This window comes from Streptomyces sp. HD (genome assembly GCF_028369295.1).
Taxonomy (GTDB): domain Bacteria; phylum Actinomycetota; class Actinomycetes; order Streptomycetales; family Streptomycetaceae; genus Streptomyces.
Map to the genome: position 1 here is coordinate 104,230 of NZ_JAQMYP010000009.1, position 21,757 is coordinate 125,986.

Here is a 21,757-nt window from a genome sequence, read left to right on the forward strand (position 1 = left end):
AGCCCGTGGCGGGGCCTTCGGGGATGGTGACGTCGGTGCCGTAGGGGACGCGGCGGATGTCCGCCCAGTCGGCCTCGTCGGGGCGGGGGGTGGTGAAGAGGGTGACGGTGCCCTGGCTGTCGTAGGTCGTCGATGAGGACGTGGAGGGGGATGCCGGCGCGGGCGTATTCGCGGCGCTTGCGGATACGGTCGGCCGATGGGCCGCACCTCACTCGGTGAAGGACTCGCTGGCCCTTGTCCAGCATGTGCTCTACACCCTCTGAGGAGGCCCCGATGCCCGAACTGCACTGGCAGAAGTCGTCGTACAGCGGCGGCCCCGAAGGTAACTGCCTCAACGTCGCCACCGCCCCCGACGGAACGATCCGCCTCCGCGAGAGCGACACCCCTGACGTCATCCTGGCCGCGGCTCCCGAGGGCCTCGCCGCGCTCCTGCGGAGCCTCAAGGCCGGGCCTGTCATCAGCCGACCGTGAGAATCCCGGCCCATTCGGCGAGCAATTCCCTCGCCGCGTCTCCCGCAGGCGCGCGCTCGGCAAAGTGGTCGAAGATTCGGTCGTAGTGGGTGACATCGGCCGCCTCGCGCAGCACCACCCGCCCGGTGAAGACCTCCAACGTCGCCACGGTGGTGTCGTAGACCGTGAAGGTGTTGAACGGAATCTCGGAGACCAGGGCCGACAGCGGTAGCACCCTGAGATCCACATTAGGACGGCGGGCCGGCCCTGGAGTCTGCCGCTGGAGGAGCGGGTCCTGCTGGTCGCCGCGTACTGGCGCACGAACCTCACCCTGCGCCAGCTCGCCCCGTTGTTTGGGGTGTCGAAGTCGGCGGCCGACCGCATCATCGACCACCTTGGGCCGTCGCTCGCGCTCCAGCAGCGCAAGCGGTTCCGCAAGGACGCTGTGTTGATCGTGGACGGCACCCTGGTCCCGACGCGTGACCACACCGTCGCCGAGCAGTCGAAGAACTACCGGTACTCCACCAATCACCAGGTCGTCATCGACGCTGACTCCCAACTCGTCGTCGCCGTCGGCCGGCCGCTGCCCGGCAACCGCAACGATTGCAAGGCATGGGAACTTTCCGGTGCGAAGGCCGCCGTCGGCCGGGCCACGGTCATCGCGGACGGCGGCTATCGGGGCACCGGTCTGCTCATTCCGCACCGCCGTGAATGCGGCCAGGCCGAACTGCCAGCTTGGAAAGAGGAGCACAACGCCTCACACCGCAAGGTCCGGGCCCGTGTCGAGCACGTCTTCGCGCGGATGAAGGCATGGAAGATCCTTCGTGACTGCCGCCTGAAAGGCGACGCCGTTCACACTGCCATGCTCGGCATCGCCCGGCTGCACAACCTCGCCCTCGCGGGGTAACTCCCGCCCCATGCGAGACCAGAGAGGCCCAAGGGAGGTGGCTCCCCGCCTCCCCGGCTCGAAGAATGTTCAGTCGATACAGAACTCGTTGCCCTCGATGTCCAGCATCGGGATGCACGACTCGTTTTCCTCATCGGCATACAGCGTTTGCACGTGGGTCGCACCGAGCGCGACCAGTCGTGCGCACTCGGCTTCGAGCGCGGCGAGGCGCTCGTCACCCACGAGCCCGGTCCCGACCCGGACGTCGAGATGCACCCGATTCTTGACGATCTTGCCTTCCGGGACGCGCTGGAAGAACAGACGCGGGCCCACACCTGAGGGATCACTGCAGGCGAACCATGATCCCTGCTTCTCAGGAGGCAGGGTGCGGTTGAAATCGTCCCAGGCGGTGAACCCCTCAGGTGGCGGCGGCATGACGTACCCCAACACTTCACACCAGAAGCGGGCGAGACGCTCAGGTTCTGCGCAGTCAAAGGTGACTTGGAACTTCTTGATCTCTGACATCGGCGCACCGTACCGCGCAGCAGGGTGACCCTGCCGCTCATTTCCCCAGGCGGATCCGCCCGCCACCCGTCGCATCTGGGCCGCCTCGGAGACCAAGTGATCAAACCGAACAGTCCAGGAGAACGACGCGACCGTGGCGGCGGAGCGCCCCGGCGGTCCCCAGGATCCAGTCCTGCACGAACCACCTTCGGACCAAGATCAGTTGCGGGACAACCCTTGGGGAACGCTCCAGACCGAGGAATACGCGACGGTGATCCTCCGGCGGGTCGTGGAGTTCCTCGGCATTCCCAACGACGTTCCGGCCGGCGTCGCCAAACGGATGGAACGTCAGCAAGTGCTGTACGACGGTGAGCACCACTATGACGTGATCCTCGGCGAACAGGCCCTGTACACGAACGTCGGCGGGCCGGCGGTGATGAGCGGACAGATGGAACGCCTTCTCCGCGACATCGACCTGCCCTCTGTCACTCTCGGCGTGCTTCCCACCACCGCAGAGGTAGACGCGGTTCCCTTCCCCGGCTTCAACATGTACGGAGATGAACGGGCTCGCTATGAACTCGTCTCCACCGGCGTGGACATCACCGACCCCGACGAACTCGCCCTCCGCAACAAGGCGTTCACCGCCCTCCGCACTGCCGCATGTTACGAGGACGCCGCCAAGGCATTGATCAGCAAGGCGTTGACCTTCTGGAGCAATGCGTGACTGCTCCGCCGCCCTCACGTCAGAACCAGTGCAGGCAGTGTGGCGCGCGGTCGGCGCGGAACAGGGCGTCGGCGAGGGGGGCCGCGGCCGGGTGGTGGGACCGGATGTGTCCGGCGCGTACGAGGGTGCTGGGGGCGGTGCCGCCGAGGTAGATCGAGCCCAGGTCGGTCACGTCCAGGGACAGGTCGGGGGCACGGTCCGTCGGGGCGCAGTCGGCCTTGCCGTCCCGGACGGTCAGCAGGTAGCGGCCGTGCTCGCCGAGGAACGGGTCGTCGACGTCGAGGACGAGCTCGCCGTCCGTGAACCAGCCACGCGCGGTCAGCGCACGCGGGATGTCCAGCAGCCGTACCCAGAGCCAGTCGGTGTCCTCGCTCACCTGGCCGGCGCGGAAGTCCGCGAGCTGCCAGCGCAGCGGGTGCCCGGGCGGGACGTGCTTGAAGACGACCTGACTGACCAGGTCGTGTCCGAGCACGAACCGGGCCAGGGCCGTGAAGACGGCGTCGTCGGTGGCGATGGTCTCGTCGACGGTCAGGGTGTTGTTCTCGCCCAGCGAGTAGCTGGCGTATCCGTCGGGGACACCGTCGGTGTCACGGTGGACGGCGACGTAGCGCGGCGCCGGGGAGACCGGGGGCTGCCCCGCGCCCTGGGTCCACCAGCGGTGCGGCCGGGACAGCGCGCCGGGCTGTGCGCGGCGGTACCGGTCGTAGACCTCCTCCAGGAGCTCGCCGCACTCGGCACGCCGCAACAGCTCGACCGAGCCGGTGTCCGAGCCCGAGCCCGTGTCCGAGCCCGAGCCCGTGTCCGAGCCCGAGCCCGTGTCCGAGCCCGAGCCGGCGTCCGAACCCGAGCCGGCGTCCGAACCCGAGCCAGTGTCCGAGCCCGAGCCCGAGCCGGCGTCCGAGCCCGAGCCGGCGTCCGAACCCGAGCCAGTGTCCGAACCCGAGCCAGTGTCCGAGTCTGTGGACGGACCGGCGGCCGAGGTGTCGGCCGGTCCGCTCGCCCGGGGGACCGCGAGGGCGGCCCGGTGGCGCGGCACCGTCAGCCGCTGTGTGTAGGTCGCCGGGCCGTAGCCGAAGCGGCGGTAGATCACGGCCTCCGAGGCCAGCAGTACGGAGAGGAACTCCCCTCGGGACCGCAGCTCGGTGAGCTGATGGCGCATCATCGCGCTGAGCACGCCCTGGCGTCGGTGCGAGGGCAGGACGCCGACGACGCTCACTCCGGCGGCCGGGACGACGGTCTCGCCGGGCAGGGTGAGCTCGAAGGAGTACGCACCGGCGGTGCCGACGGGCCGCCCGTCCGCCGTGAGCGCGAGCAGGCCGCGGTCGATTTCGAGCGCTGCCCACCACACCCCGCCGCCGTTGGTCGGCGTCTCCGGGAAGCGCCCGAACGCGGCATGGAGGGTGTCGACGAAGACGTCGAAGTCCTGGTCTGTCGTGGGACGGATCTCCATCGCTGCCGCTGCCTCCCGGGATACCGGCCCCACACCCCGTGGCGCCCCGCCACAGTGCAGCGTTGCCCCGTGGCCAGGTCAAACGAATTACGGCCGTCCGAGCCCGAGCCGGTCACGTCGGCTTCCGAGGTGATGTCGGCGAGATCAAGCAGGCTGGCATGATCGATACGTGACCTCTGAACCTGCCCGGCCGGGCCGCCCGAAGTACGTCCTGTTCGATGTCGACGGCACGCTGATCGACGCGGTGAGCAACCAGCGTCGGGTCTGGGCCACTTGGGCGGAGCGGTACGGGCTGGATGCCGACGAGGTCTATCAAGTGGCTCTGCGGACACGGCCGATGGAGACGTTCGCCCAGGTCGCCGCGGACCACGATCCGGACGAATGTCTCGCCCTGCTGCACGCGCTGGAGGACGAGGACGTACGGTCCGGCGTCTACGCGGCGTTCGACGGCGCGGCGGAGCTGCTGCACAGCCTGCCGTCGGCGGCCTGGGCGTTGGTGACGTCGAACTACGAGCACCGGGTGCGTGGCCGTTTCCTGCGGACGGGCCTGCCGGTGCCGGACGTGATCGTGGACGCGGCCGCCGTCGAGGAGGGCAAGCCCTCTCCCGTGCCCTATCTGCGGGCCGCCGCTCAGCTCGGCGCCGAGCCGGGGGACTGCCTGGTCATCGAGGACGCCCCCTCCGGAGTGCGGTCCGGGCTGCGCGCCGGGATGACGGTGTGGGGCGTGAACGCCGACGACGCGGTGGAGGGCGTACACCGCCACTTCGTCACTCTGCGGGAGGCGGTCCCGCACATCCGTCGCTTCGTGTCGGAGCACCGTGGGGATCTCGCGGCGGAGGCGACAGAGGCAGCAGCGACCGTCCCGCAGTGAACCGTCCCGAACTGACCGGCGAGGATCGCAGAATGACTGATCTACGTGTCCGCCCGGCCGCCGAGGCCGATCTCGCGGACCTCGTCCGCCTCCGCGACGGCGCGGCCCGCTGGATGCTGGCCCGTGGCATCACCGGGCAGTGGCAGCCGGGGGAGTTGGACGAGGACCACTTCCGCCGGATCATGGCGCGGGGCGAGGTCTGGCTCGCGGAGGCCGACGGGCGTATCGCGGGTGCGTGGGAGCTGTGGTGGGACGACGAGGCGGCCTGGGGCCCGCAGCCGCCCGTCGCCGGATATGTGCACCGGCTCATGGTGGACCGGGAGGTCGCCGCGCCCGGGGCGGGTCGGCTGCTGCTGACGGCCGCGGAACGCCGGGTGGCCGCGACGGGCCGCACCCGCGTACGCCTGGACTGTCTGGCCGGCAACGCCCCGCTCACCACCTACTACCGCGACGCCGGTTACCGCGTCGTCGGCCACAAGGAGGGCAAGCCCCAACCGGGCGGGGCGCCCAAGTCCTTCACGCTGATGGAGAAGGAGCTTCGGCCGGTGGGACAGGCAGAGCCCAAAGAGCTCAAAGAGCCCACCTCGTAGATCGCTGCCTCACGCCCGCTCCAGCTGCCTCACACCCGCTCCAGCGGCTTGTGCGGGCCAGCGGGGAGTTCCGCTTCGATGGTGTCGCCGGGACGCACCACGCCGCCTTCCCTCACGATGCTCATGATTCCGGCTTTGTGCACGATGTTCCCCGCCTCGTCCCGGCCGACGACCTGCTTCAGCAGGCCGTCCTGGAAGTTGTCGATCTGGAGACAGGGATTGCGCAGGCCGGTTACTTCCAGGACCGCGGAGTCGCCTATGCGCAGCAATGTGCCGACCGGCAGACCAAGCAGATCGATGCCGCGCGTGGTGATGTTCTCGCCGAGTTCGCCGGGCGCCACCTTGAACCCTTCTTCGCCGACCTCGCCGAAGAGCTCCTCATGAATGAGGTGGACCTGGCGCAGATTCGGCTGGTCGGGGTTCTGCGCGACGCGCGAGCGGTGCTTGACCGTCACACCGGAGTGCACGTCACCCTCCACACCGAGCCCGGCGAGCAGTCTGATGCTGTCCCGGTTCGGCTTGGTGAACGAGTACTCCCCGTTGCTGCTGACCGCCGTCACGCTTCCGCTCATGTCGGATCCCCCTCTTCGGTAACAGTGACCAGCCGCGAGCCTAACGCTCGATCTTCAGGGCGTAGCAGCCACGCCCACCGTCTTCTGCAGGTAAACGTCCTGGTGACCCCCCGGCACGCCATTGAGGCGCCCCGTCTCCCGATACCCCAGCCGCTTGTAGAAACCGGGCGCCTGGAAGGAGTACGACGAGACGAGGATGTCGGTGCACCCGCGCCGCCCCGCCGCCGCCTCGGCCTCCCGCATGAGCCTCGTCCCCCAGCCCTCGTGACGCTGGTCCTCCCGGACCCACAGCATCTCGATGCCGCACAGGCTGCCCCAGAACCACCCTGTGAGCCCTCCGGCGAGTTCGCCCGCGGCGTCGGCGGCCCGGACCGAGAACTCGACGGGTTCACCGGCGCCGGTGGCCCGGGCGTTGAACGCGGTCAGCTCCTGGTCGAGCCGTCGGGAGAGTTCCTCGTCCTCCCCGCCGACCCGCAAGGAGGGCACGGCGGGCTCATGATCTGCGGTCATCGCCGCACTATTGCACCGAGTCCCGGCTGTGCGCCCCTTCTTTTGCGGCACGGGCCCCGGCCCGGGACCGGTCGCTGCTCAGCGGAAAGCGGCGGCATGCTCCGCCGCCCACTGGCGGAACGTCCTGGCCGGGGCCCCGACGATCCGGGGAACCGTGTCGCGCACCGTGAGCAGTTCGTCGTTCACGTCGCCGCCCGTCACATCGAGGACGGCGTCCGCGACTTCGTCCCCCAGGAAGGCGGCCATGCCACGGTGCGCCTCGCCCCGGCCGATCTCGTCGAACGGCACCTCCCGGCCCAGTACGTCCGCGATGACCTCGACCTGCTGCCGGGGCGTGATCCGCTCCGGGCCGGTCAGGGCGTACGTCTGCCCCCGATGGCCCGGCTCGGTCAGCGCCGCCCGGGCCACCGAGGCGATGTCCGCGGGGTGGATCGTGGGCAGACCGACGTCCGCGAAGGGCACACGGACCGCCTCGCCCGCACGGATCGCATCCGCCCACCACAGGGCGTTCGACGCGAACTGCGTCGGCCGCAGGATCGTCCAGGCCAGGCCGCCGCTGTCCTGGAGCATGCGCTCGACGGCCAGGTTCTCCGCGGCCGGGCCCAGGTGCGGATGCGTCTGTACGGTGATGGACGACACCAGCACCACATGGTCCACCCCTGCCTGCAGCGCGGCATCGAGGATCTCGGCGTCCGGGCCGAGCCGCGACAGCAGGAACAGCGAACGCACCCCGTCCAGCGCCGACTTCAGTGAACCGGACCTCCGTGAAGTGGTCAGGGCGAAGTCGGCCTCGACCGCCTCAACCCCTTCCGGGAACACGGCCCGCGCGGCATCCCGGGTGAGCCCCCGCACTGGTCCGGCACCGGCTCTCCGGAGTTCCTTCAGGAGGGCGCTGCCTATGTTTCCGGTCGCTCCGGTCACGAGAATCATGCGGGGGACGTTAGGACCTCGATCAGACTTGAGGTCAAAGCCCCGACCCGCCGCCCCCCCCGGAGGAACCCCTCCCCATGCCAGTGCCTGCCGACCCGACCGTCCTCCACCCGATGCCCGAGCAGCCCCGCGTGGTGCTGCTCAAGCCGCTCGTGAAGTCCCCGCTGATCGATGTCGGCGAGTACTCGTACTACGACGACCCGGACGACCCGACGGCGTTCGAGACGCGCAACGTGCTCTACCACTACGGGCCCGAGAAGCTGGTCATCGGCAAGTTCTGCGCGCTGGGCACCGGCGTGCGGTTCATCATGAACGGCGCCAACCACCGGATGGACGGCCCCTCCACGTTCCCGTTCCCCACCATGGGCGGATCCTGGGCCGAACACTTCGACCTGCTCACCGGGTTGCCCAACCGAGGCGACACCGTCGTCGGCAACGACGTCTGGTTCGGCCACGGCACCACGGTCATGCCCGGCGTACGGATCGGACACGGCGCGATCGTCGCCTCCGGCGCCGTGGTCACCGGCGACGTGCCCGACTACGGCATCGTCGGCGGCAACCCGGCCCATCTCATCCGCACCCGCTACAGCGAGCAGGACATCGCCCGGCTGCTGGCCGTGGCCTGGTGGGACTGGCCCGCGGAACACATCACCGAGCACGTGCGGACGATCATGTCCGGCAGCATCGCCGAACTGGAGGCCGCCGCCCCGGATGCCGCTCCCGGTCCGGGTTCCGGCTCCGGCTCCGGCTCCGGCTGAAGAGGCTCGTTCTCAGCGGCCCGCGCTCCGCGTCGCCGCGATGATCTCCTCCAGGTCCGTCACCGCCGCGTGGACGCCCTCGGTGAGGAGGACGGCGGTGGGGTTGAGGAGGATCTCGTCGACGCCGGCGGCGCGGTAGGCGGACAGGGTTTCGGCGATCTCCTGCGGGGTGCCGGTGACGACGACGTCGGCGCGCAGGAGTTCGGCCGCGGGGTCGGGCGCGTCGAGGTTCACGCCTGCCCGGCGCAGCATGTCCGCGTAGTGCGGGGCGTGCAGATGGGCGCCCGCCGCCGTCTCCGCGAGGCGGCGCGGGTCGCGGCCGGGGCGGCATACGGCGACATGGACCGCCGTGGCGATACGGGGGCGGGCGGCGCGGCCCGCCTCCGCGGCACCGGCGGCCAACTGGGGTGCGAGAGTGTCGCGTACGTAGTCCGGCGGGGTCATCCAGGTGATCGCCACGTCCGCTGTCGCGCCCGCCGTGCGGGCCATGCCGGGCCTGAGCACCCCGGCGCCCACCTCCACCGGCGCGTGCGGGCCGACCGGCGGCAGGGTGGCGTGCAGCCGGTGGTACGGGCCGTCGTGCGCCACGCTCGCCCCGTCCAGCAGGGCCCGTACGGAGGTGACGTACTCCCCGACCGCCGCACGCGGGCTGCGATACGGCTCGGAAGTGAGACCGCTCGCGAACTCCGGGGTGCCGATGCCGTATCCGGCCACGACCGGCTGCCCGGTGAGCAGCGCGAGGGAACGCGCCTGGAGCGCGGCCTCGTAGGGGTGCCGCAGCGGCATCAAGGTGACCGCCGTGCCCACCGGCACGGTGTGGCCCATGCCCGCCAGGTGGGCCAGCACCTGGTGCGGTTCCGCCCGGAAGGACTGGCAGAGCCAGAGGCGGCGGGCGGCGGTGCGCGCCACCAACTCCGCGAAGGGGGCGACCAATTCGGGATGGTCGGGCTGGAGGGGGTACAGGACGGCCGGGGTCGGGTCCGTACCCCCGGAGGTGGCGGCCGACAGCCCCTCGGGGGCGGACGAGGGGGCGGACGAGGGCTCGGGCGCGTGTGCGGCGGTCATTGGTTGCCTCCTTCAGGCGCCGGGGTTCGGTCGAGCGTGGCCACCAACGTGCGGGCCGGGGTCAGGAAATGCGCGGCGGCCTTCGCGATGTGATTGTCCGTCACCTCGGCCACCGCGTCCGGGTAGCGCGTCAGCCAGTCCAGGTCCATGCCACTCGCCGCGAAGCCCGCGAGGGCGCTGGCCTCCTCCGCCCGGGTGGCGAGGGCGAAACGGGTGAACCCGGCCGCGTACCGGCGGGCGCGGTACGCCTCTCGGGGCGTGGGCCCGGCTTCGGCCAGTTCGGCGAGGCAGGCGGTGACCTCCTCGGCGAGCCGGTGTCCCGTGCCGGGGGCGCCGGCGCAGTCGATCTCCAGCCAGCAGCCGGCGCGGTTCTGCCGGATCCGGGCGTCGACGGCGTACGCGAGCCCGTGTGTCTCGCGCAGCCGCCGGGTCAGCCGGGAGGAGGCGTGGCCGCCGAGGACGACCTGGGCGAGGTGCAGCGCGGTGTGGCCGGGGTCGGGGGCGGGGACGGCCGGGCCGGCGGTGAGCAGGAGCGCCCGGTCGGTGGACGGGTCGTGCAGGGCGAGCCGTCCGGGCTCGGGCTCGTGGCGTGTGAAGGGCGGCAGGTGCAGTCCGGACGGGCCGCCGGACCACTCGCCCAACTCCTCACGCACCCGCGCCAGTACACCCTCCGTGGACTCCATGGACGCCGTGGACTGGCCGCTCAGCACCAGGAGCACGGCGCCCCGCGGGACGATCAACCGGCGGTGGAGGGCGAGCAGGTCCACCTCCGGCACTCCGGTGCCGGGGGCGTCGTCGATCAAGGGGTGCGGGCCGCCGAAGGCGTGGCGGAGCTGGGCCCGGCGCAGACGGGTACGGGTGCCGGGGGCCGGACGGGCCGCCGGGACGGTCGGAGTCGGTCCGTACGACGGTCGTAGCAGCAGGTCGGCGAGCAGTTCCAGCGCGCCCGGCAGCTCCTCCCCCGGCACGCTCACCGACAGCACCAGCTGCTCGGCCGTGACCACGGTGCTGAACTCCGCCCCGAGGTCGGCCGCCCGGTCGGCCACGGCCTGCCGGTCGCGGACGGTCGTGGCGGTGCCGAGGCGGGCCGCGAGCAGCTCCTGCGTGGGAAGGAGGGCGGGCTCGACGCGGGCGTACGGCAGGACGAGCCGGAGTTCGGCGAGAGGGGCGCCGGGGACGCGCACGACGGCCGTGTCCAGGCCGTTCGGCAGGACCGTGCGTAGGGTCTCGCGCGCAGCGGGCTGCCGTATCGCCGTGCGGCTCGGCGAGATGGCCGTCATGGGGCAACTCCCTCCAGGGTGTGGACGGTTCGGGGTGCGGCGAGCAGGGCGCGGGCGGCGGCCGACACCTCGGCGGCGGTGACGGCGGCCAAGCGGCGGGGGATGGCGTCGGGGCCCGCGCCGTCGCTGTCGTACGGGAAGAGCAGCGCGGCACGGCCGTACGTCACCGCGCGGGCGGCGAGCGAGTCGGCCTGGCGATAGCAGGCGGCCCGCAACACGTTCACCGCACGGTGCAGTTCGGGCCCGTCCGGCGGGGTGGCGGCCAGCTCGCCGAGCGCGTCCAGCCACCGGCCGGCGGCTTCCTCGGTGCCGGTGCCCGGTGCCCGGCCGAGCAGCACGAGCGCGAGGTCGGGGGTGGCCGAGGCGAGCCACTGGCCCTGGTACCCGCACATCACGCTCGCCGCGTCCACGGGCCCTTGCTCGGCGACCAGTCGGCGGAGCCGGCCGCGGCGCAGGATCTCGCAGAGGACGACCTGGGCGAGGTACGGGCCGAGTCCCTGGCGCGGATCGGGCAGGGCGTGCCCGATGGCGACGCCGTTCCTGCCGTACGGGATGGTGGCGCGGCTTTCGTCCCCGCACGGCCGTACAGCAGGTTCCCGGCGTACGGCCGCTACGGCGGAACCGGCGTCCCACGCCCCTCGGCCCCACGCCCCGAACTCCCGCTCCACCAGCTCCCCCACCAGCCCGGCGTCCACATCCCCGACCACGGACAGCACGGCCCGCTCGGGCCGGTAGTGGCGCCGGAAGAACTCCTCCGCCTCCCCGGGCGTGGCGTCGCGCAGTTCCGCCGTCGTGCCGTAGGCGTCCCGGGCGCCGGGGTGGAGTGCGGTGAGCACGGTGTCCCACAGCCGGGTGCCGGACCCGGCGGCGCGGATCTCCTCGCCGATGACGGCCACCTCGGAGCGCACGGTCGCGGGCGACGGCTCGAAGCGGAGCAGCCGCCGGGCCTCCCCGGCGAGGACGTCGGGCAGCGCGTCGGCGGGTACGACGGTGTGGAAGACCGTGTGGTCGCGGTGGGTCTCGGCGTTGCACATGCCGCCCACCTCCTGGACGAGGGCCACGAAGGAGTCGTCGTCTCCCAGCTCGTGCGCCCCGTCACGCGGGAACATCAGGTGCTCCACGAGATGCGCCATGCCGTGCCGACCGCGCGGATCGTCGTCACCGCCCGCGGCCACGGTCAGCGCCACGGCCACGAGCCCCCGCCCGGGTGTCTCTTCGGTGACCAGCCGCAGGCTCACGTCAGCGGCCGGTAGACGGAGACGCACATCTTGCGGCTGTCGCCGCCGTCGAACGGCTGCTCGCGCCAGCCGGAGTAGCGGGCGGACAGCTCCAGGCGGGCGATCCCGGCGAGCAGGTCCAGCTCGCTCGGCCACAGGTAACGCATCACCGTGGTCGCCGACTTGGGCGGCTGGGCGTCGAGGAAGAGGGTGTTGTGCACCATCATGTTCTGCGAGGCGGGCAGCACGCCGATCGACTCGATCATGGCGCCGCGCCCGGCGATGGGGTACGTGCTGATCTCGTTCTTCTTCTGCACGTGGTAGTCGCTGGGGTCGAACGTCTCGATCACGACGTGCCCGTCCGGCGCGGTGTGCCGGGCCACGGCGTGGATGAGGGCGATCTGCTCGTCCGGGGCGACCGCGCAGCACAGGGAGTTGAAGGGCGCGAGAACGACGTCGAAGGTGCGGCCCAGGTCGAGCGTGGCGAAGTCGGCGTGCACGGGCGTGATCCGGCCCTCGGGATCCTTCTCGGCGAGCCGCGCGAGCATGCCCTCGGAGGAGTCGACGCCGTGCACCCGGAAGCCCTTGTCGGCGAGCGGCAGCGCCACCCGGCCGGTACCGACGCCGAGTTCGAGCACGCTCGCCCCGGGGTCGGTGAGGGTGAGGAGGAAGTCGGCGATGTCCTCCAGGTCCGGGGTGGAGGGGTAGATCTCGTCGTACACCTCGGCGAGGGCGTCACTGTAGGCGGTGGTCAGGGCGGTGCCGAGCCCGCCGGACACGGCGTTCGCCGGGGTGTCCGTCGGGGTGTTCGCCGGGGCCTCGGTGGTCGTGGTCATCGTGCGTCTCCCGAGCGGGTGTCGAGCGGGTCGAGGTTGTTCTGGGGGTGCAGCGGGTCGATTCCGGCCTCGTGGAAGGCCTGTACGACGAACTCCGCGCGCGTACGCCCCTCGGCGCCGTCAGCGTTCTCGGAGCCGTCGGCCAGGGCATGCGCGATGAGGCCGGAGGCGAGGGCGAAGGCGCGGTGCTGGCCGAAGCTCATGCCGTTCTGGCCGGGGCGCGGGTCCTCGGGGTCCCAGGCGGCGGCCACACCGGGCGCCAGTTCCTCGGTGAACACCGAGGTGGCGGGGCCGGTCAGGGTGCCCGCGTGCGGGGCGACGGCCGCCGCGACCGCGCGCTCGCCGGGGCGGTGGTCGCCGTGCAGGTAGACGACGACGGCGTCGCGGCGCGGGAAGTCCTGCGGGTCGGAGAGCACCTTGGCGTGATAGCGGGCGCCCGCCGCCTCCAGCGCTTCGAGCGCCGCGCCCCACAGCACGACCGCCGCGTCCGCGTCCCGCGCGTGCAGGAAGAGACGGCGTACGGCACCGGCGGGGCGGGGCAGCGGGCGGGAGCCCATGACGTAGAAGAACCCGGGGGACAGCGCGGGCCGCGCGGCCTCCAGCGCGAGTTCGACGTACTCGCCGGGTGCGGGCGGCGTGGCCGGGGACAGCAGCCGGTCGGCCGGTACCCGTGTGGTGACCTCCGCGAGGCGTACGACGAGCTGGTCGCCGTCCGGCCGTCGCAGTACCTCGACGAGGCGGCCGCGGGTGGGCGTGGTGCGGTGCGGCACGGCGACGGCGAGCCGCTCCTCCAGGGCGGGGTCGCGCAGGGTGCGCCGGGGCGGCGGGCCGTCAGGGAGGGCGCCGCCCTGGTGGCGTCCCGCGTGGAGTTCCTCGTACAGCGCGTTGGTGAGCCGGCCGCGCAGGTCACGCGGGCTGTCGGCGGTGACCGTACGCCCGGCGACGGTGGCCTCACGGGCGCCGGGTACGACGGCGACGGCGGCGAGCGCGTCGGCCAGCCGGGGGGCGAGGCCCCGGTGCCGGGGGGCGGGGGATGCGTCCGGCACCGGGGAGTCCAGGAGGGGGGCGGGGAGGGGTGGGGGTGAGGGGACGGTGAGTGTCATCGGGGGCTGCTCCCGTTCCGGGCGGTCGAGGTGGCGTCCGAGTCGAGTGGGTCGCCCGAACCAAGCGAGACACCCGAATCGGGCGAATCGTGCGCATCACCTGAATCGAGCGAGTCGTACGCACCGCTCGCGAAGGTCAGGCCGAGGGTGCGTGCGGCGGCGGCCGGGTCGAGCAGGACCGTGCGGCCGATGCCAGCCGCGGCGCGGGCGACCGGGTTGAGCGTGGCGTGCGACTCCGCCGTGGCAATGAGCCGGTCGAACATGTGCCACCCGGCGTACGCGGCGGCCCGCTCGGGCAGCCCTGCGTCGGGCGTACGGGACTCCAGATAGCCCTGCCAGAAGGCGCCGATCCGGGGCAGATGGCGGCGCAGACTGGCCGAGCCGCGCGTAACGATCTCCTGGTGCGACAGCCCGAACCCGGCGGTGTCGCTCTCCGGCCGCTGCGTACCCTCACCCGTCGGCGCGAACACGGAGTACGTGGCGTGGAAGAGCCACTCCCCGGCGAACGCACCCACGTCCCGCGCGGGGTCGGCGAGCCGGAACTCCTCCCAGTCGCACAGGTAGAGGTCCCCGGTTCCCTCCTCCGCCCGGATGAACTGGTCGAAGCGCAGGTCGCAGTGCGTGGGTGCGTGCGGCACGGTCTGCTCCAGGTCGCGCAGCCGGTGCAGCGCCGCGACGACCTCGGTGTCGTCCTGGACCAGCTGCCAGGCGGCGATCTGCGCCATGCTGCGCGCCTGGACGGCGCTCCACGGCAGGGCCTTCAGCCAGGCCAGCGGCGGCAGCGGCGCCTCCCCGGTGTCCACGTCCTCGGCGGGGCCCAGCCCGTGCAGGGCGCCGACGGCCCGCCCGGCCGCGCGGCACAGCTCGTCGTCGAAGTCGCCGTCCAGCGCCAGCTCGGCCCCCGAACGGGCGCCCGGCACCAGACGGTGCACCGTCACCCCGGCCGCGCGGTCCGCGCCGAGCAGCCCGGGCGAGCGCAGCGGCGAGCCCGGCGCGAGCCGCCGCTGCGCCAACTCCTCGAAGCTCAGGGCGCGTTGGAGTTCGGGGCAGTCGCCGTCCGGCAGCAGGGCGACCGTCTTGACGAAGACCTGCTCGCCGGTCGTGGTCGGGCCGGCCCAGTTGTCGTTGCGTCCGCCGAACGCGGTGACCGCCGCCGCGTCGAGCCGGCCCAGCCCGAGCCGTTCGAGGAGCGTGTTCACGGCGGGCACGGTCTCCAGCTCGGTGGGCCGGTAGCGCTGCCGCGTGGGCGGCCGTTCGGTCGTGGTGGTGGTCATGGTGTGGCTCCCCCGGGGACCGCGCGGCGGCCCTCCTCGTCGATCAGGTCAGCGATGAAGGCGGTGTAGTCGGTGAGTTCGTCGCTCCAGCCGCAGTACGCGGCGAAGTCCCGCATGTGCAGGGCGATCCGCAGCACGGCGGCCCGGGCCGCCCTCTCCCGGTCCACGCCCGGCCCGTACGCGTCGAGCAGCACACCGGGCAGATCGGGCTCCGGGCCGCCGTCCCGTGGGCCGTCCCCGAACACCGGGACGGCCCAGGCGAGTTCGGCCAGGTCGCCCAGCAGCCAGCCCAGGTCCAGCTCGGGCCGGGCGGCGCCCAGGTCCTCCCCGGTCAGCAGCGCCACCGGACCCCGGTGCAGGGGCGGGACCAGCGCGCCGAGGGAGGCGAAGCCGTGGACGAGGACCGTCTCGCCGGGGGCGGCCGGTTCGGCGCACCAGGCGCGGAGCCGTTCCAGCCGGGCGGGCCCCCAGGCGCGGGCGACATGCGCACGCAGGCGGTGCACGGCGGGCTCGGGCGAGTCCAGGTCATGGCCGCCCTCGACGAAGGACCGCAGTCGCACGAGCGCGGGCGGAACGTCGGTCGTGGGCGCTTGCGTTGCGTGCAGTTCGCGCAGCGCCGTACCCGCCGCGGCCAGCGCGTGTGCGACCAGCCGCCGTGCCTGCGGCCGTGCGTCGCGCAGCCAGGCCGCGGCCGAGTACGGGCCGTCGGCGAGGTAGGCGAGGCCGCGGCCCGACGGGCGCGGGGTGACGAGGCAGGCGCCCCTGGTGTGCCGGGGCACGTACGACACGAAGGGCGCCGCCAGCGGTTCCGGCCGGTGCGCGCCCGGCCCCTGCCACCACTCGTAACGCCCGTCGGAGGTGCGCGTGACCCGGGTGACCTGGAGACCGGTGCCGTACTCAGCGACCGGCCGGCCATTGACCTGCTGATCGCCGACCTGCTGTTCGACGGCTGCCGTCACTCCTCCTCCCCTCGCTGCGTCCTCGCGTAGGCGCCCACGCACAGCCCCATCAGCTCCGAGAGCGGGACCGCGCCGCCGTCCTCCCGTTCGCCGGTGCTCGCGCTGACCGCGGGCACGGTCGGCGCGACGACGACGCCGGGGCGGGCCCGCAGTGTGTCGAGGTGCGCCTGCACCACGGGGCTCAGCTGGGCGCGGGGCGGCAGCGAGGGGGCCACGCCGACCAGGGCGGTGGTGGACTGGAGGGCGCACAGCAGCGGGGTGTCGGCGAGCCCGAGGGCGTACCGGCTCAGGAAGTGCATCGTCGCCGGGTGCACGAGGACGAGATCGGGCCAGCCGGCCAGTTCCACATGCGGGGCGGTGCCCGGTTCCGCGTCGTTCCAGTCGTCGGTGAACACCTTGTTTCCACAGAGTGTGGATATCGCGTCCGCCGAGACGAATCGGCGGGCGGAACGGGTCAGCACGACCCTTTTCTCCATCTCGGGAAAGGTGTTGTTCAGCCAGTTGGTCCAGAAGGGCAGGAATGCCACACTGAGCGCTCCGGTGCCCACGAGAAGCACTCGGCGGAATCCGGGATCCGCGATACCGGTGGGGTCCGGGACCTCCATGACCGTCCTCCTGGGAAAAGTGTGTGGTTGCCCGGGGAGGGACCGGACCGGTGGCCGGCACCGGCCCCTCCCCGCGGGTCACTGCTCGGGAAGTCCCGTCAGCACTTGTTCTCGATGGTCTTGGCGGTCAGCGAGCCCAGGGCCGCGGCGCACTGCTGCGAGGAGCGGGCCGTGATGATGGTCGCGCGGATCGCCCACGGGATGGTCGGGCTGAACGCGGGCGCGGCGTCCTTGCCGTCGTACAGGCCCAGCTCCTCGGCGGAGGTGTAGGCGGTGTAACCCTCGAACAGGTCCTTCTCGTTCTGCGTGGACTGCATGAGTCTCTCCCTTTGGTGAATAACCGAAGTGAATTCCGGCCGCCGGTCATTGACTTTCTTCGACTTTCCGGCCGTTGTCCGTCCGCCGCCGTTCTCTGCGAACAGGAGAAATATGGCCCACCGGAAAAGCGGCCCGCTATTGTCAGTTACGGCATGACCGCCGCAGGCAATGCCGCTCCCGGCATGACCGGTTCGGCATGGCCGAAAACGGCATTGCCGCAACCGCCAATACCGCCGCCCCCGCCCGCACGCGTAAAAAGATCAGGGTGAACTCACCTGACTCATCCACCACCCAGGCCCCGCGGCCCGCGCCCCGGCCGCCGCTTCGGGCCCTCCTCGCCCATGCGCGCCCGCACCGGCGCGTCCTCGTGCTGGTCCTGGCGCTGACCCTCGCGGGCAGCGCGGCAGGGCTGGCCCAGCCGATGGTCGTCGAGTCGGCGCTCACGGCGCTCATGACCGGCCGGGGCCTCGGCGACGAGATCCTGCTCATGCTGGCCCTGCTGGCCGTGTCGATCGCCCTCACCTGGAGCCAGGCCCTGGTGAGCGAGCGCACCGCGGAGAAGGTCGTCCTGCAGGTGCGCAAGGGCCTGATCCACCGTCTGATCCGGTTGCGCACCGGCGAGCTGGACAAGACCGAGCCCGGCGGTCTGACGACCCGGGTGACCTCGGACAGCACGCTCGTGCAGCACGCGGCGACCAACGGGCTGATCCAGCTGCTCGACGGAGGCATCCATCTGCTCGCCACCGTCGTCCTGATGGGCATGACCAGTCTGCCGCTGCTCGGCATCACCTCCGGCGTCCTGCTGGTGGTCGGTGTCGCCATGGGCGTGGTGATGCCGCGGATCCGCCGGGTGACCACGCGCGCGCAGACGTCGGTCGGCGAGATCGGCGCCGCGCTGGACCGTTCGCTCGGTGCCGCCCGCACCGTGAAGGCCAACGGCGGTGAGGCGACGGAGACCGCGCGGGCCGTGGCCGCCGCCGAGGACGCCTACCAGGCGGGTCTGGCCGGCGCCCGCTACCAGGCAGCCATCGCGGTGCTCTCGGCGATGGTCGTGCAGGCGTCGTTCCTGGCGGTCATCGGCTTCGGCGGTGCCCTGGTCGCGACCGGCGCCCTGGACCTGGCCGCGCTGATCGCCTTCCTGCTCTATCTGTTCAACCTCGGCGGTCCGGTGCTCTCCCTGGTCGGCGGCACGGCCTCCCTCCAGCAGGGCCTGGGCGCGCTCACCCGGATCGAGGAGGTGGAGCGCATGGAGATCGAGACGGACGTGGACGAGACCCCCGCCCGCCCGGCCGGCCCGGCCCCGCGCGTCACCCTGGAGAACGTCACGTTCGCCTACCCGGGCCGCGCGACCACCCTCGACGAGGTCAGTCTCACCGCCCCGGCGGGCGGCATCACCGCGCTCGTCGGCCCGTCCGGCAGCGGCAAGACGACCGTCTTCTCACTGCTCCAGCGCTTCTACGACCTGGACTCCGGCCGCATCCTGCTCGACGGCACCGACATCGCCACGCTCAGCCGCGCCGAGGTGCGCCGCCGGATCGCGTACGTGGAGCAGGACACCCCCATGCTGGCGGGCACCCTCCGCGAGAACCTGCTGTACGCCGCCCCGGACGCCACCGAGGAGGAGGTCGACCGGATCCTGCGGGACACCCTGCTCGACTCACTGGTCGCCCGGCTCCCGGAGGGCCTCGACACCCATGTCGGCGCCCGCGGCCTCGCCCTGTCCGGCGGTGAACGCCAGCGCATGGCCATCGCCCGCGCACTGCTGCGCCGCCCCCAGGTGCTGCTGCTCGACGAGGCGACGGCCCACCTGGACGGGCTGAGCGAGACCGCGCTGCGGCACACGGTGGAGCGCGCCGCCGAGCACTGCACGGTCGTCCTGATCGCCCACCGGCTCTCCACCGTGACCTCCGCCGACCACATGGTGCTGCTGGCCGGGGGCCGCGTGCGCGACCATGGTCGGCACGGGGAGCTCCTGGGAAGGGACGAGCTGTACCGGGACCTCGCGGCCACCCAGCTGGCGACGACGAACTGACCACCCGTCAGAAATGCACACAGCAAAGGAAGATCCCATGCCGAAGGACCCGGCACCCGCACCCGCCTCCGCGGCCACCGACAAGTACGACGACCACGCCTACGACGACCACGACGAGTACGAGGACGATGACGACGGCTACGAGGAGAAGCCCGTCGTCGAGAACGTCGTCGAGGAGAACGGGTTCGGCACGATAACCGTGCGGCTCGACATGAACGTCGGCGAGGTCACCGTCGAGGGCGAGTCGGTGCCCCGGATCGAACTGCTCCGTGCGGAGGGGGCCGAGGCCGAGGACCACATCCCGATCGGCACCCGGGACGGCGACCGGCTCACGCTGACCGTGGACGGCGAGGAGGCCGTCATCGACCCCGCGAAGGGCCGGCTGACCCGCCGCTCGTACCGGGTCGACGTCCGCCACGCGGACCACGCCTGGCGCCTGGTGCCCGACTCCATCCCGGGCAGCCGTCTGCTGCGGGACGAGGAGCACATCGGCGACTTCTCCTCCGACGGCGACGGACGCGTCCTCGCCGAGTGGCGCGAGGGCGCCGAGCCGGAGGCCCTGGACGTGGCCCTCGGCTACGCGCTGGCCGCCGCGTTCGGCACCGGCGCCCAGCCCATGTGGATGCTCGCGGTGGAGGCTGCCAGCGAGATGCTCCCCGGCTGACCACCCACGGAACGGCGGAACGGCGAGGGGCCCCTCCGGAACGAAACCCGGAGGGGCCCCTCGCCGTCGTCACACGCGGTGGTCAGCCGCGCGCTCCCCTGGCGTCGTCCGCGATGTCGTCCGCGTACAGGTGGGAGACGATCGCCGCCTCGAACCGCGACTTGAGGTCCAGCTTGCGCACGATGCTGGTGGTGTGGGCCCGTACCGTGCGCTCCGCGATGCCCAGGCGGCGGGCGAGCCAGCGGTTCTGTTCCCCCGTGGCGAGCAGGAGCAGCACCTCCCGCTCGCGGTGGGTCAGCGAGGAGAAGTCGAGCGCGTCCTCCCGTACGACAACAGTCATGTTTCCCCCAGTTTGTGTTTGTTCGGGTCCGTCGGATTCCAGCCTGCCAAGCGAAGGCGCGCCGAGCGGGTCCCGTATGCCGCAGCTTGCTGCACGGGGGCGACACCATCCTGCCGACGGAGCGCCGTCTGGACCCGACGATTCCTTGACCAACGCGTTACCCTGTGTCCGAATCGAAAAGGTGGATTCCGCATCGCCGCGGCCTGACCAGCCATACGCGGTGATGCCTGCCACCGGCCCGGGTCGTACGGGGAAACACGGGGGAAGGATGAACAGTGCGGGCAGCATGGGCCTGTTGGGCATCTCCGCGATGGAGGAGCGTGTCTACCGGCACTTCCTGAGAAATCCGGACACACCGACGGAGGACATCCACCTGCTCCTCCACACACCGCAGGAGGACGTCGGCGCCGCGCTGGACCGGCTCACCGAACTGGGGCTGCTCCGCCGCGCGGAGCACGGGGACGACCCGGGAGGCAGCCTGACGGCGACGGACCCGGAGATCGCGGTGGGCCTGCTCACCGACCGGAGGCTGAGCGAGCTGCACCATGAGTTGCAGCAGGTGACCAGGCCCCGCCACCTGGTCGCGGAACTCCGCGCGGAGCAGGGCGCCCGCATGCAGGGCGGCGGCGGGGTGGAGCGGATGACGAACCTCGCGCAGATCCGCAACCGCCTCGACGACCTCGCGTTCTTCGCCCGCGAGGAGATCCTGTCCGTGGAGCCCTACAAGGCGCTCACCCCGGAGAACATCGAGCATGCCCGCCCGCTCGACCGGCGTTGCCTGCGCCGGGGCGTGCGCATCCGCAGCGTCGTACTGAAGGAAGCCCTGGACGACCCGCCCACCGCGGCCTATCTGCGCGAACTGTCCGCCCAGGGTGCCAGCATCAGGGCCGCCTCCGACATCGCCGAACGCATCCTGGTCTACGACCGCCACACCGCCCTGGTCCCGGCCGACCCCGCGGACACCTCACGCGGCGCGCTGGTCGCCCAGGAGTCCGGCCTGGTGGCCAGCATCCTGTCCCTCTTCGACAAGATCTGGAGCCAGGCCACGGACCTCTCCCACCTCCTGGCCGACCCGGCCCCGGACGAGATCACCCTCTCCCCCATGGAGCTGGAGGTCCTCAAGTCCATGTGCCGGGTGACCAAGGACGAGATCGGCGCCCGCCAACTCGGCATCTCCCTGCGCACCTACCGCCGCCACGTGGCAGACGTCCTACGCCACCTGAACGCCAGCAACCGCCCCCACGCAGCATTGCTGGCCCGCGAACGCGGCTGGATCTGACACCCACACGCCCCTCTCACCCCGTCCGGCCTTTCCCGACGCCCACACGCCCCTCTCACCCCGTCCGGCCTTTCCCGACGCCCACACACGCCTCTCAGCCCATCCGGCGTTTCAGGACGAGCAGCGCCTCTCAGCCCGTCCGGCGTTTGAGGACGAGGCCGTTCAGGCCGATGGGGGTCCAGGGGGCGGAGCCCCCTGGCGGGGTCGAAGGGGCGGAGCCCCTGGGGATGGGACGGGTAGGGGCGGCGGGGGCGAGAAAAGCCCCGTCAGCCACCCACCCGCAACTCCTGCGCGCCCCACGCCCGCAGAGCCGGATCCCCGAGAACACCCGCCAGCCACACCCGCACCGCATCACCCGCCGAACCCGACGGGGGCCGGATCCGCAGATGGATCCGGCCCCCGTCCTCGTCGAGTCGCCAGTCATGGCCCCAGCCCTCGGGCAGCTTGCCGAGCACCCTGATCACCGCGGTCGCGGCCGGCGCGTCACCGCCCGCCCTACGGACCAGCACCAGGTCCTGGAACTCCACAGTCGTCATCCAC

General features: G+C 72.0%; 25 protein-coding genes and 1 pseudogene. 9 read left to right on the forward strand and 17 right to left on the reverse strand.

From position 1 onward, the window contains the following. Positions 1–273 precede the first annotated feature (273 nt). On the forward strand, positions 274–471 hold the full coding sequence (locus POF73_RS11570; RefSeq protein WP_272114532.1) for a DUF397 domain-containing protein: 198 nt from the start codon (positions 274–276) through the stop codon (positions 469–471). Here the strand turns inward: POF73_RS11570 and POF73_RS11575 are convergent. Next, entirely contained in the window at positions 458–685 is a 228-nt protein-coding gene (locus POF73_RS11575) for a hypothetical protein (protein ID WP_272114533.1), read from the reverse strand. The genes POF73_RS11570 and POF73_RS11575 overlap by 14 nt on opposite strands. Before the next feature lie 24 nt (positions 686–709). On the opposite strand from POF73_RS11575, the pseudogene POF73_RS11580 reads away from it, so the two are divergent. Then, positions 710–1,357: pseudogene (locus POF73_RS11580) on the forward strand (transposase); the annotation flags it as partial. Between the two features lie 69 nt (positions 1,358–1,426). Here the strand turns inward: POF73_RS11580 and POF73_RS11585 are convergent. Next, positions 1,427–1,861: a VOC family protein gene (locus tag POF73_RS11585; RefSeq protein ID WP_272114534.1), complete on the reverse strand. Its 435-nt coding sequence runs from the start codon at positions 1,859–1,861 to the stop codon at positions 1,427–1,429. A 133-nt stretch (positions 1,862–1,994) separates the two neighbouring features. Here POF73_RS11585 and POF73_RS11590 point away from each other — a divergent pair, with 133 nt between their 5' ends. Then, complete coding sequence (locus tag POF73_RS11590; protein ID WP_272114536.1) at positions 1,995–2,564, forward strand: DUF5753 domain-containing protein; 570 nt, start codon at positions 1,995–1,997, stop codon at positions 2,562–2,564. A 19-nt stretch (positions 2,565–2,583) separates the two neighbouring features. On the opposite strand, the gene POF73_RS11595 is transcribed toward POF73_RS11590, so the two are convergent. Further along, complete coding sequence (locus POF73_RS11595) at positions 2,584–4,014, reverse strand: GNAT family N-acetyltransferase (protein ID WP_272114537.1); 1,431 nt, start codon at positions 4,012–4,014, stop codon at positions 2,584–2,586. 169 nt (positions 4,015–4,183) lie between these two features. On the opposite strand from POF73_RS11595, the gene POF73_RS11600 reads away from it, so the two are divergent. Both POF73_RS11600 and POF73_RS11605 read left to right on the forward strand, forming a co-directional pair. Beyond that, positions 4,184–4,885 (forward strand): HAD family hydrolase, encoded by a 702-nt coding sequence (locus tag POF73_RS11600; protein ID WP_272114538.1) that lies wholly within the window; start codon positions 4,184–4,186, stop codon positions 4,883–4,885. A gap of 32 nt (positions 4,886–4,917) precedes the next feature. Continuing rightward, entirely contained in the window at positions 4,918–5,475 is a 558-nt protein-coding gene (locus POF73_RS11605) for a GNAT family N-acetyltransferase (RefSeq protein WP_272114539.1), read from the forward strand. A gap of 29 nt (positions 5,476–5,504) precedes the next feature. On the opposite strand, the gene POF73_RS11610 is transcribed toward POF73_RS11605, so the two are convergent. The 3 genes from POF73_RS11610 to POF73_RS11620 form a co-directional block, all read right to left on the reverse strand. Continuing rightward, a complete protein-coding gene (locus tag POF73_RS11610; protein ID WP_272114540.1) occupies positions 5,505–6,047 on the reverse strand; it encodes an MOSC domain-containing protein in 543 nt (180 codons plus the stop codon). A 54-nt stretch (positions 6,048–6,101) separates the two neighbouring features. Beyond that, positions 6,102–6,557 carry a GNAT family N-acetyltransferase gene (locus tag POF73_RS11615; RefSeq protein ID WP_272114541.1) on the reverse strand — a complete coding sequence of 152 codons (456 nt, stop codon included), beginning with the start codon at positions 6,555–6,557 and terminating at the stop codon, positions 6,102–6,104. 78 nt (positions 6,558–6,635) lie between these two features. Next, entirely contained in the window at positions 6,636–7,487 is an 852-nt protein-coding gene (locus POF73_RS11620; protein ID WP_272114542.1) for an SDR family oxidoreductase, read from the reverse strand. 77 nt (positions 7,488–7,564) lie between these two features. Between POF73_RS11620 and POF73_RS11625 the strand changes: the two genes are divergently transcribed. Then, on the forward strand, positions 7,565–8,245 hold the full coding sequence (locus POF73_RS11625) for a CatB-related O-acetyltransferase (protein WP_272114543.1): 681 nt from the start codon (positions 7,565–7,567) through the stop codon (positions 8,243–8,245). Positions 8,246–8,257: 12 nt separating this feature from the next. On the opposite strand, the gene lxmJ is transcribed toward POF73_RS11625, so the two are convergent. From lxmJ to lxmA, 9 genes are all read right to left on the reverse strand, one after another. Further along, on the reverse strand, positions 8,258–9,310 hold the full coding sequence (lxmJ, locus tag POF73_RS11630) for a F420-dependent peptide dehydroalanine reductase LxmJ (protein WP_272114544.1): 1,053 nt from the start codon (positions 9,308–9,310) through the stop codon (positions 8,258–8,260). After that, positions 9,307–10,590 (reverse strand): M16 family metallopeptidase, encoded by a 1,284-nt coding sequence (locus POF73_RS11635; RefSeq protein ID WP_272114545.1) that lies wholly within the window; start codon positions 10,588–10,590, stop codon positions 9,307–9,309. Before POF73_RS11635 ends, lxmJ begins: the two co-directional genes overlap by 4 nt. Continuing rightward, a complete protein-coding gene (locus POF73_RS11640; protein WP_272114546.1) occupies positions 10,587–11,828 on the reverse strand; it encodes a M16 family metallopeptidase in 1,242 nt (413 codons plus the stop codon). The genes POF73_RS11635 and POF73_RS11640 overlap by 4 nt, the downstream gene beginning before the upstream one ends. Further along, complete coding sequence (locus POF73_RS11645) at positions 11,825–12,643, reverse strand: class I SAM-dependent methyltransferase (protein WP_272114548.1); 819 nt, start codon at positions 12,641–12,643, stop codon at positions 11,825–11,827. Before POF73_RS11645 ends, POF73_RS11640 begins: the two co-directional genes overlap by 4 nt. Then, the gene (locus tag POF73_RS11650; RefSeq protein ID WP_272114549.1) at positions 12,640–13,746 is read right to left on the reverse strand and encodes a T3SS effector HopA1 family protein; all 1,107 of its coding nucleotides are present in this window, start codon (positions 13,744–13,746) and stop codon (positions 12,640–12,642) included. Before POF73_RS11650 ends, POF73_RS11645 begins: the two co-directional genes overlap by 4 nt. Continuing rightward, complete coding sequence (gene lxmK / locus POF73_RS11655) at positions 13,743–15,020, reverse strand: class V lanthionine synthetase subunit LxmK (RefSeq protein WP_272114550.1); 1,278 nt, start codon at positions 15,018–15,020, stop codon at positions 13,743–13,745. The genes POF73_RS11650 and lxmK overlap by 4 nt, the downstream gene beginning before the upstream one ends. Further along, positions 15,017–15,979 (reverse strand): hypothetical protein, encoded by a 963-nt coding sequence (locus POF73_RS11660; protein ID WP_272114551.1) that lies wholly within the window; start codon positions 15,977–15,979, stop codon positions 15,017–15,019. The genes lxmK and POF73_RS11660 overlap by 4 nt, the downstream gene beginning before the upstream one ends. Beyond that, positions 15,976–16,584, reverse strand: a complete 609-nt coding sequence (gene lxmD, locus POF73_RS11665; RefSeq protein ID WP_272114552.1) for a peptide terminal cysteine decarboxylase LxmD — start codon at positions 16,582–16,584, stop codon at positions 15,976–15,978. Before lxmD ends, POF73_RS11660 begins: the two co-directional genes overlap by 4 nt. 98 nt (positions 16,585–16,682) lie before the next feature. Next, positions 16,683–16,901: a lexapeptide family class V lantibiotic gene (gene lxmA, locus POF73_RS11670; RefSeq protein ID WP_272114553.1), complete on the reverse strand. Its 219-nt coding sequence runs from the start codon at positions 16,899–16,901 to the stop codon at positions 16,683–16,685. 266 nt (positions 16,902–17,167) lie between these two features. Here lxmA and POF73_RS11675 point away from each other — a divergent pair, with 266 nt between their 5' ends. Together POF73_RS11675 and POF73_RS11680 are read left to right on the forward strand one after the other, a co-directional pair. Next, positions 17,168–18,934 carry an ABC transporter ATP-binding protein gene (locus POF73_RS11675; RefSeq protein ID WP_272114554.1) on the forward strand — a complete coding sequence of 589 codons (1,767 nt, stop codon included), beginning with the start codon at positions 17,168–17,170 and terminating at the stop codon, positions 18,932–18,934. 37 nt (positions 18,935–18,971) lie between these two features. Continuing rightward, positions 18,972–19,598, forward strand: a complete 627-nt coding sequence (locus POF73_RS11680) for a hypothetical protein (protein WP_272114555.1) — start codon at positions 18,972–18,974, stop codon at positions 19,596–19,598. A gap of 82 nt (positions 19,599–19,680) precedes the next feature. On the opposite strand, the gene POF73_RS11685 is transcribed toward POF73_RS11680, so the two are convergent. Next, on the reverse strand, positions 19,681–19,938 hold the full coding sequence (locus POF73_RS11685; RefSeq protein WP_272114556.1) for a helix-turn-helix domain-containing protein: 258 nt from the start codon (positions 19,936–19,938) through the stop codon (positions 19,681–19,683). 268 nt (positions 19,939–20,206) lie between these two features. On the opposite strand from POF73_RS11685, the gene POF73_RS11690 reads away from it, so the two are divergent. Then, on the forward strand, positions 20,207–21,217 hold the full coding sequence (locus POF73_RS11690) for a helix-turn-helix transcriptional regulator (protein ID WP_272114557.1): 1,011 nt from the start codon (positions 20,207–20,209) through the stop codon (positions 21,215–21,217). Between the two features lie 266 nt (positions 21,218–21,483). Here the strand turns inward: POF73_RS11690 and POF73_RS11695 are convergent, their stop codons facing one another. Further along, positions 21,484–21,753 carry a hypothetical protein gene (locus tag POF73_RS11695; RefSeq protein WP_272114558.1) on the reverse strand — a complete coding sequence of 90 codons (270 nt, stop codon included), beginning with the start codon at positions 21,751–21,753 and terminating at the stop codon, positions 21,484–21,486. Positions 21,754–21,757: the final 4 nt, after the last annotated feature.

Bases quoted from the DNA above. Each gene is read 5' to 3' on its own strand.
- POF73_RS11570 (WP_272114532.1), top strand. From the start codon at position 274: ATGCCCGAACTGCACTGGCAGAAGTCGTCGTACAGCGGCGGCCCCGAA.
- POF73_RS11585 (WP_272114534.1), bottom strand. From the start codon at position 1,861: ATGTCAGAGATCAAGAAGTTCCAAGTCACCTTTGACTGCGCAGAACCT.
- POF73_RS11595 (WP_272114537.1), bottom strand. From the start codon at position 4,014: ATGGAGATCCGTCCCACGACAGACCAGGACTTCGACGTCTTCGTCGAC.
- POF73_RS11605 (WP_272114539.1), top strand. From the start codon at position 4,918: ATGACTGATCTACGTGTCCGCCCGGCCGCCGAGGCCGATCTCGCGGAC.
- POF73_RS11610 (WP_272114540.1), bottom strand. From the start codon at position 6,047: ATGAGCGGAAGCGTGACGGCGGTCAGCAGCAACGGGGAGTACTCGTTC.
- POF73_RS11615 (WP_272114541.1), bottom strand. From the start codon at position 6,557: ATGACCGCAGATCATGAGCCCGCCGTGCCCTCCTTGCGGGTCGGCGGG.
- POF73_RS11620 (WP_272114542.1), bottom strand. From the start codon at position 7,487: ATGATTCTCGTGACCGGAGCGACCGGAAACATAGGCAGCGCCCTCCTG.
- POF73_RS11625 (WP_272114543.1), top strand. From the start codon at position 7,565: ATGCCAGTGCCTGCCGACCCGACCGTCCTCCACCCGATGCCCGAGCAG.
- lxmJ (WP_272114544.1), bottom strand. From the start codon at position 9,310: ATGACCGCCGCACACGCGCCCGAGCCCTCGTCCGCCCCCTCGTCCGCC.
- POF73_RS11635 (WP_272114545.1), bottom strand. From the start codon at position 10,590: ATGACGGCCATCTCGCCGAGCCGCACGGCGATACGGCAGCCCGCTGCG.
- POF73_RS11645 (WP_272114548.1), bottom strand. From the start codon at position 12,643: ATGACCACGACCACCGAGGCCCCGGCGAACACCCCGACGGACACCCCG.
- POF73_RS11650 (WP_272114549.1), bottom strand. From the start codon at position 13,746: ATGACACTCACCGTCCCCTCACCCCCACCCCTCCCCGCCCCCCTCCTG.
- lxmK (WP_272114550.1), bottom strand. From the start codon at position 15,020: ATGACCACCACCACGACCGAACGGCCGCCCACGCGGCAGCGCTACCGG.
- lxmD (WP_272114552.1), bottom strand. From the start codon at position 16,584: ATGGAGGTCCCGGACCCCACCGGTATCGCGGATCCCGGATTCCGCCGA.
- lxmA (WP_272114553.1), bottom strand. From the start codon at position 16,901: ATGCAGTCCACGCAGAACGAGAAGGACCTGTTCGAGGGTTACACCGCC.
- POF73_RS11680 (WP_272114555.1), top strand. From the start codon at position 18,972: ATGCCGAAGGACCCGGCACCCGCACCCGCCTCCGCGGCCACCGACAAG.
- POF73_RS11685 (WP_272114556.1), bottom strand. From the start codon at position 19,938: ATGACTGTTGTCGTACGGGAGGACGCGCTCGACTTCTCCTCGCTGACC.
- POF73_RS11690 (WP_272114557.1), top strand. From the start codon at position 20,207: ATGAACAGTGCGGGCAGCATGGGCCTGTTGGGCATCTCCGCGATGGAG.
- POF73_RS11695 (WP_272114558.1), bottom strand. From the start codon at position 21,753: ATGACGACTGTGGAGTTCCAGGACCTGGTGCTGGTCCGTAGGGCGGGC.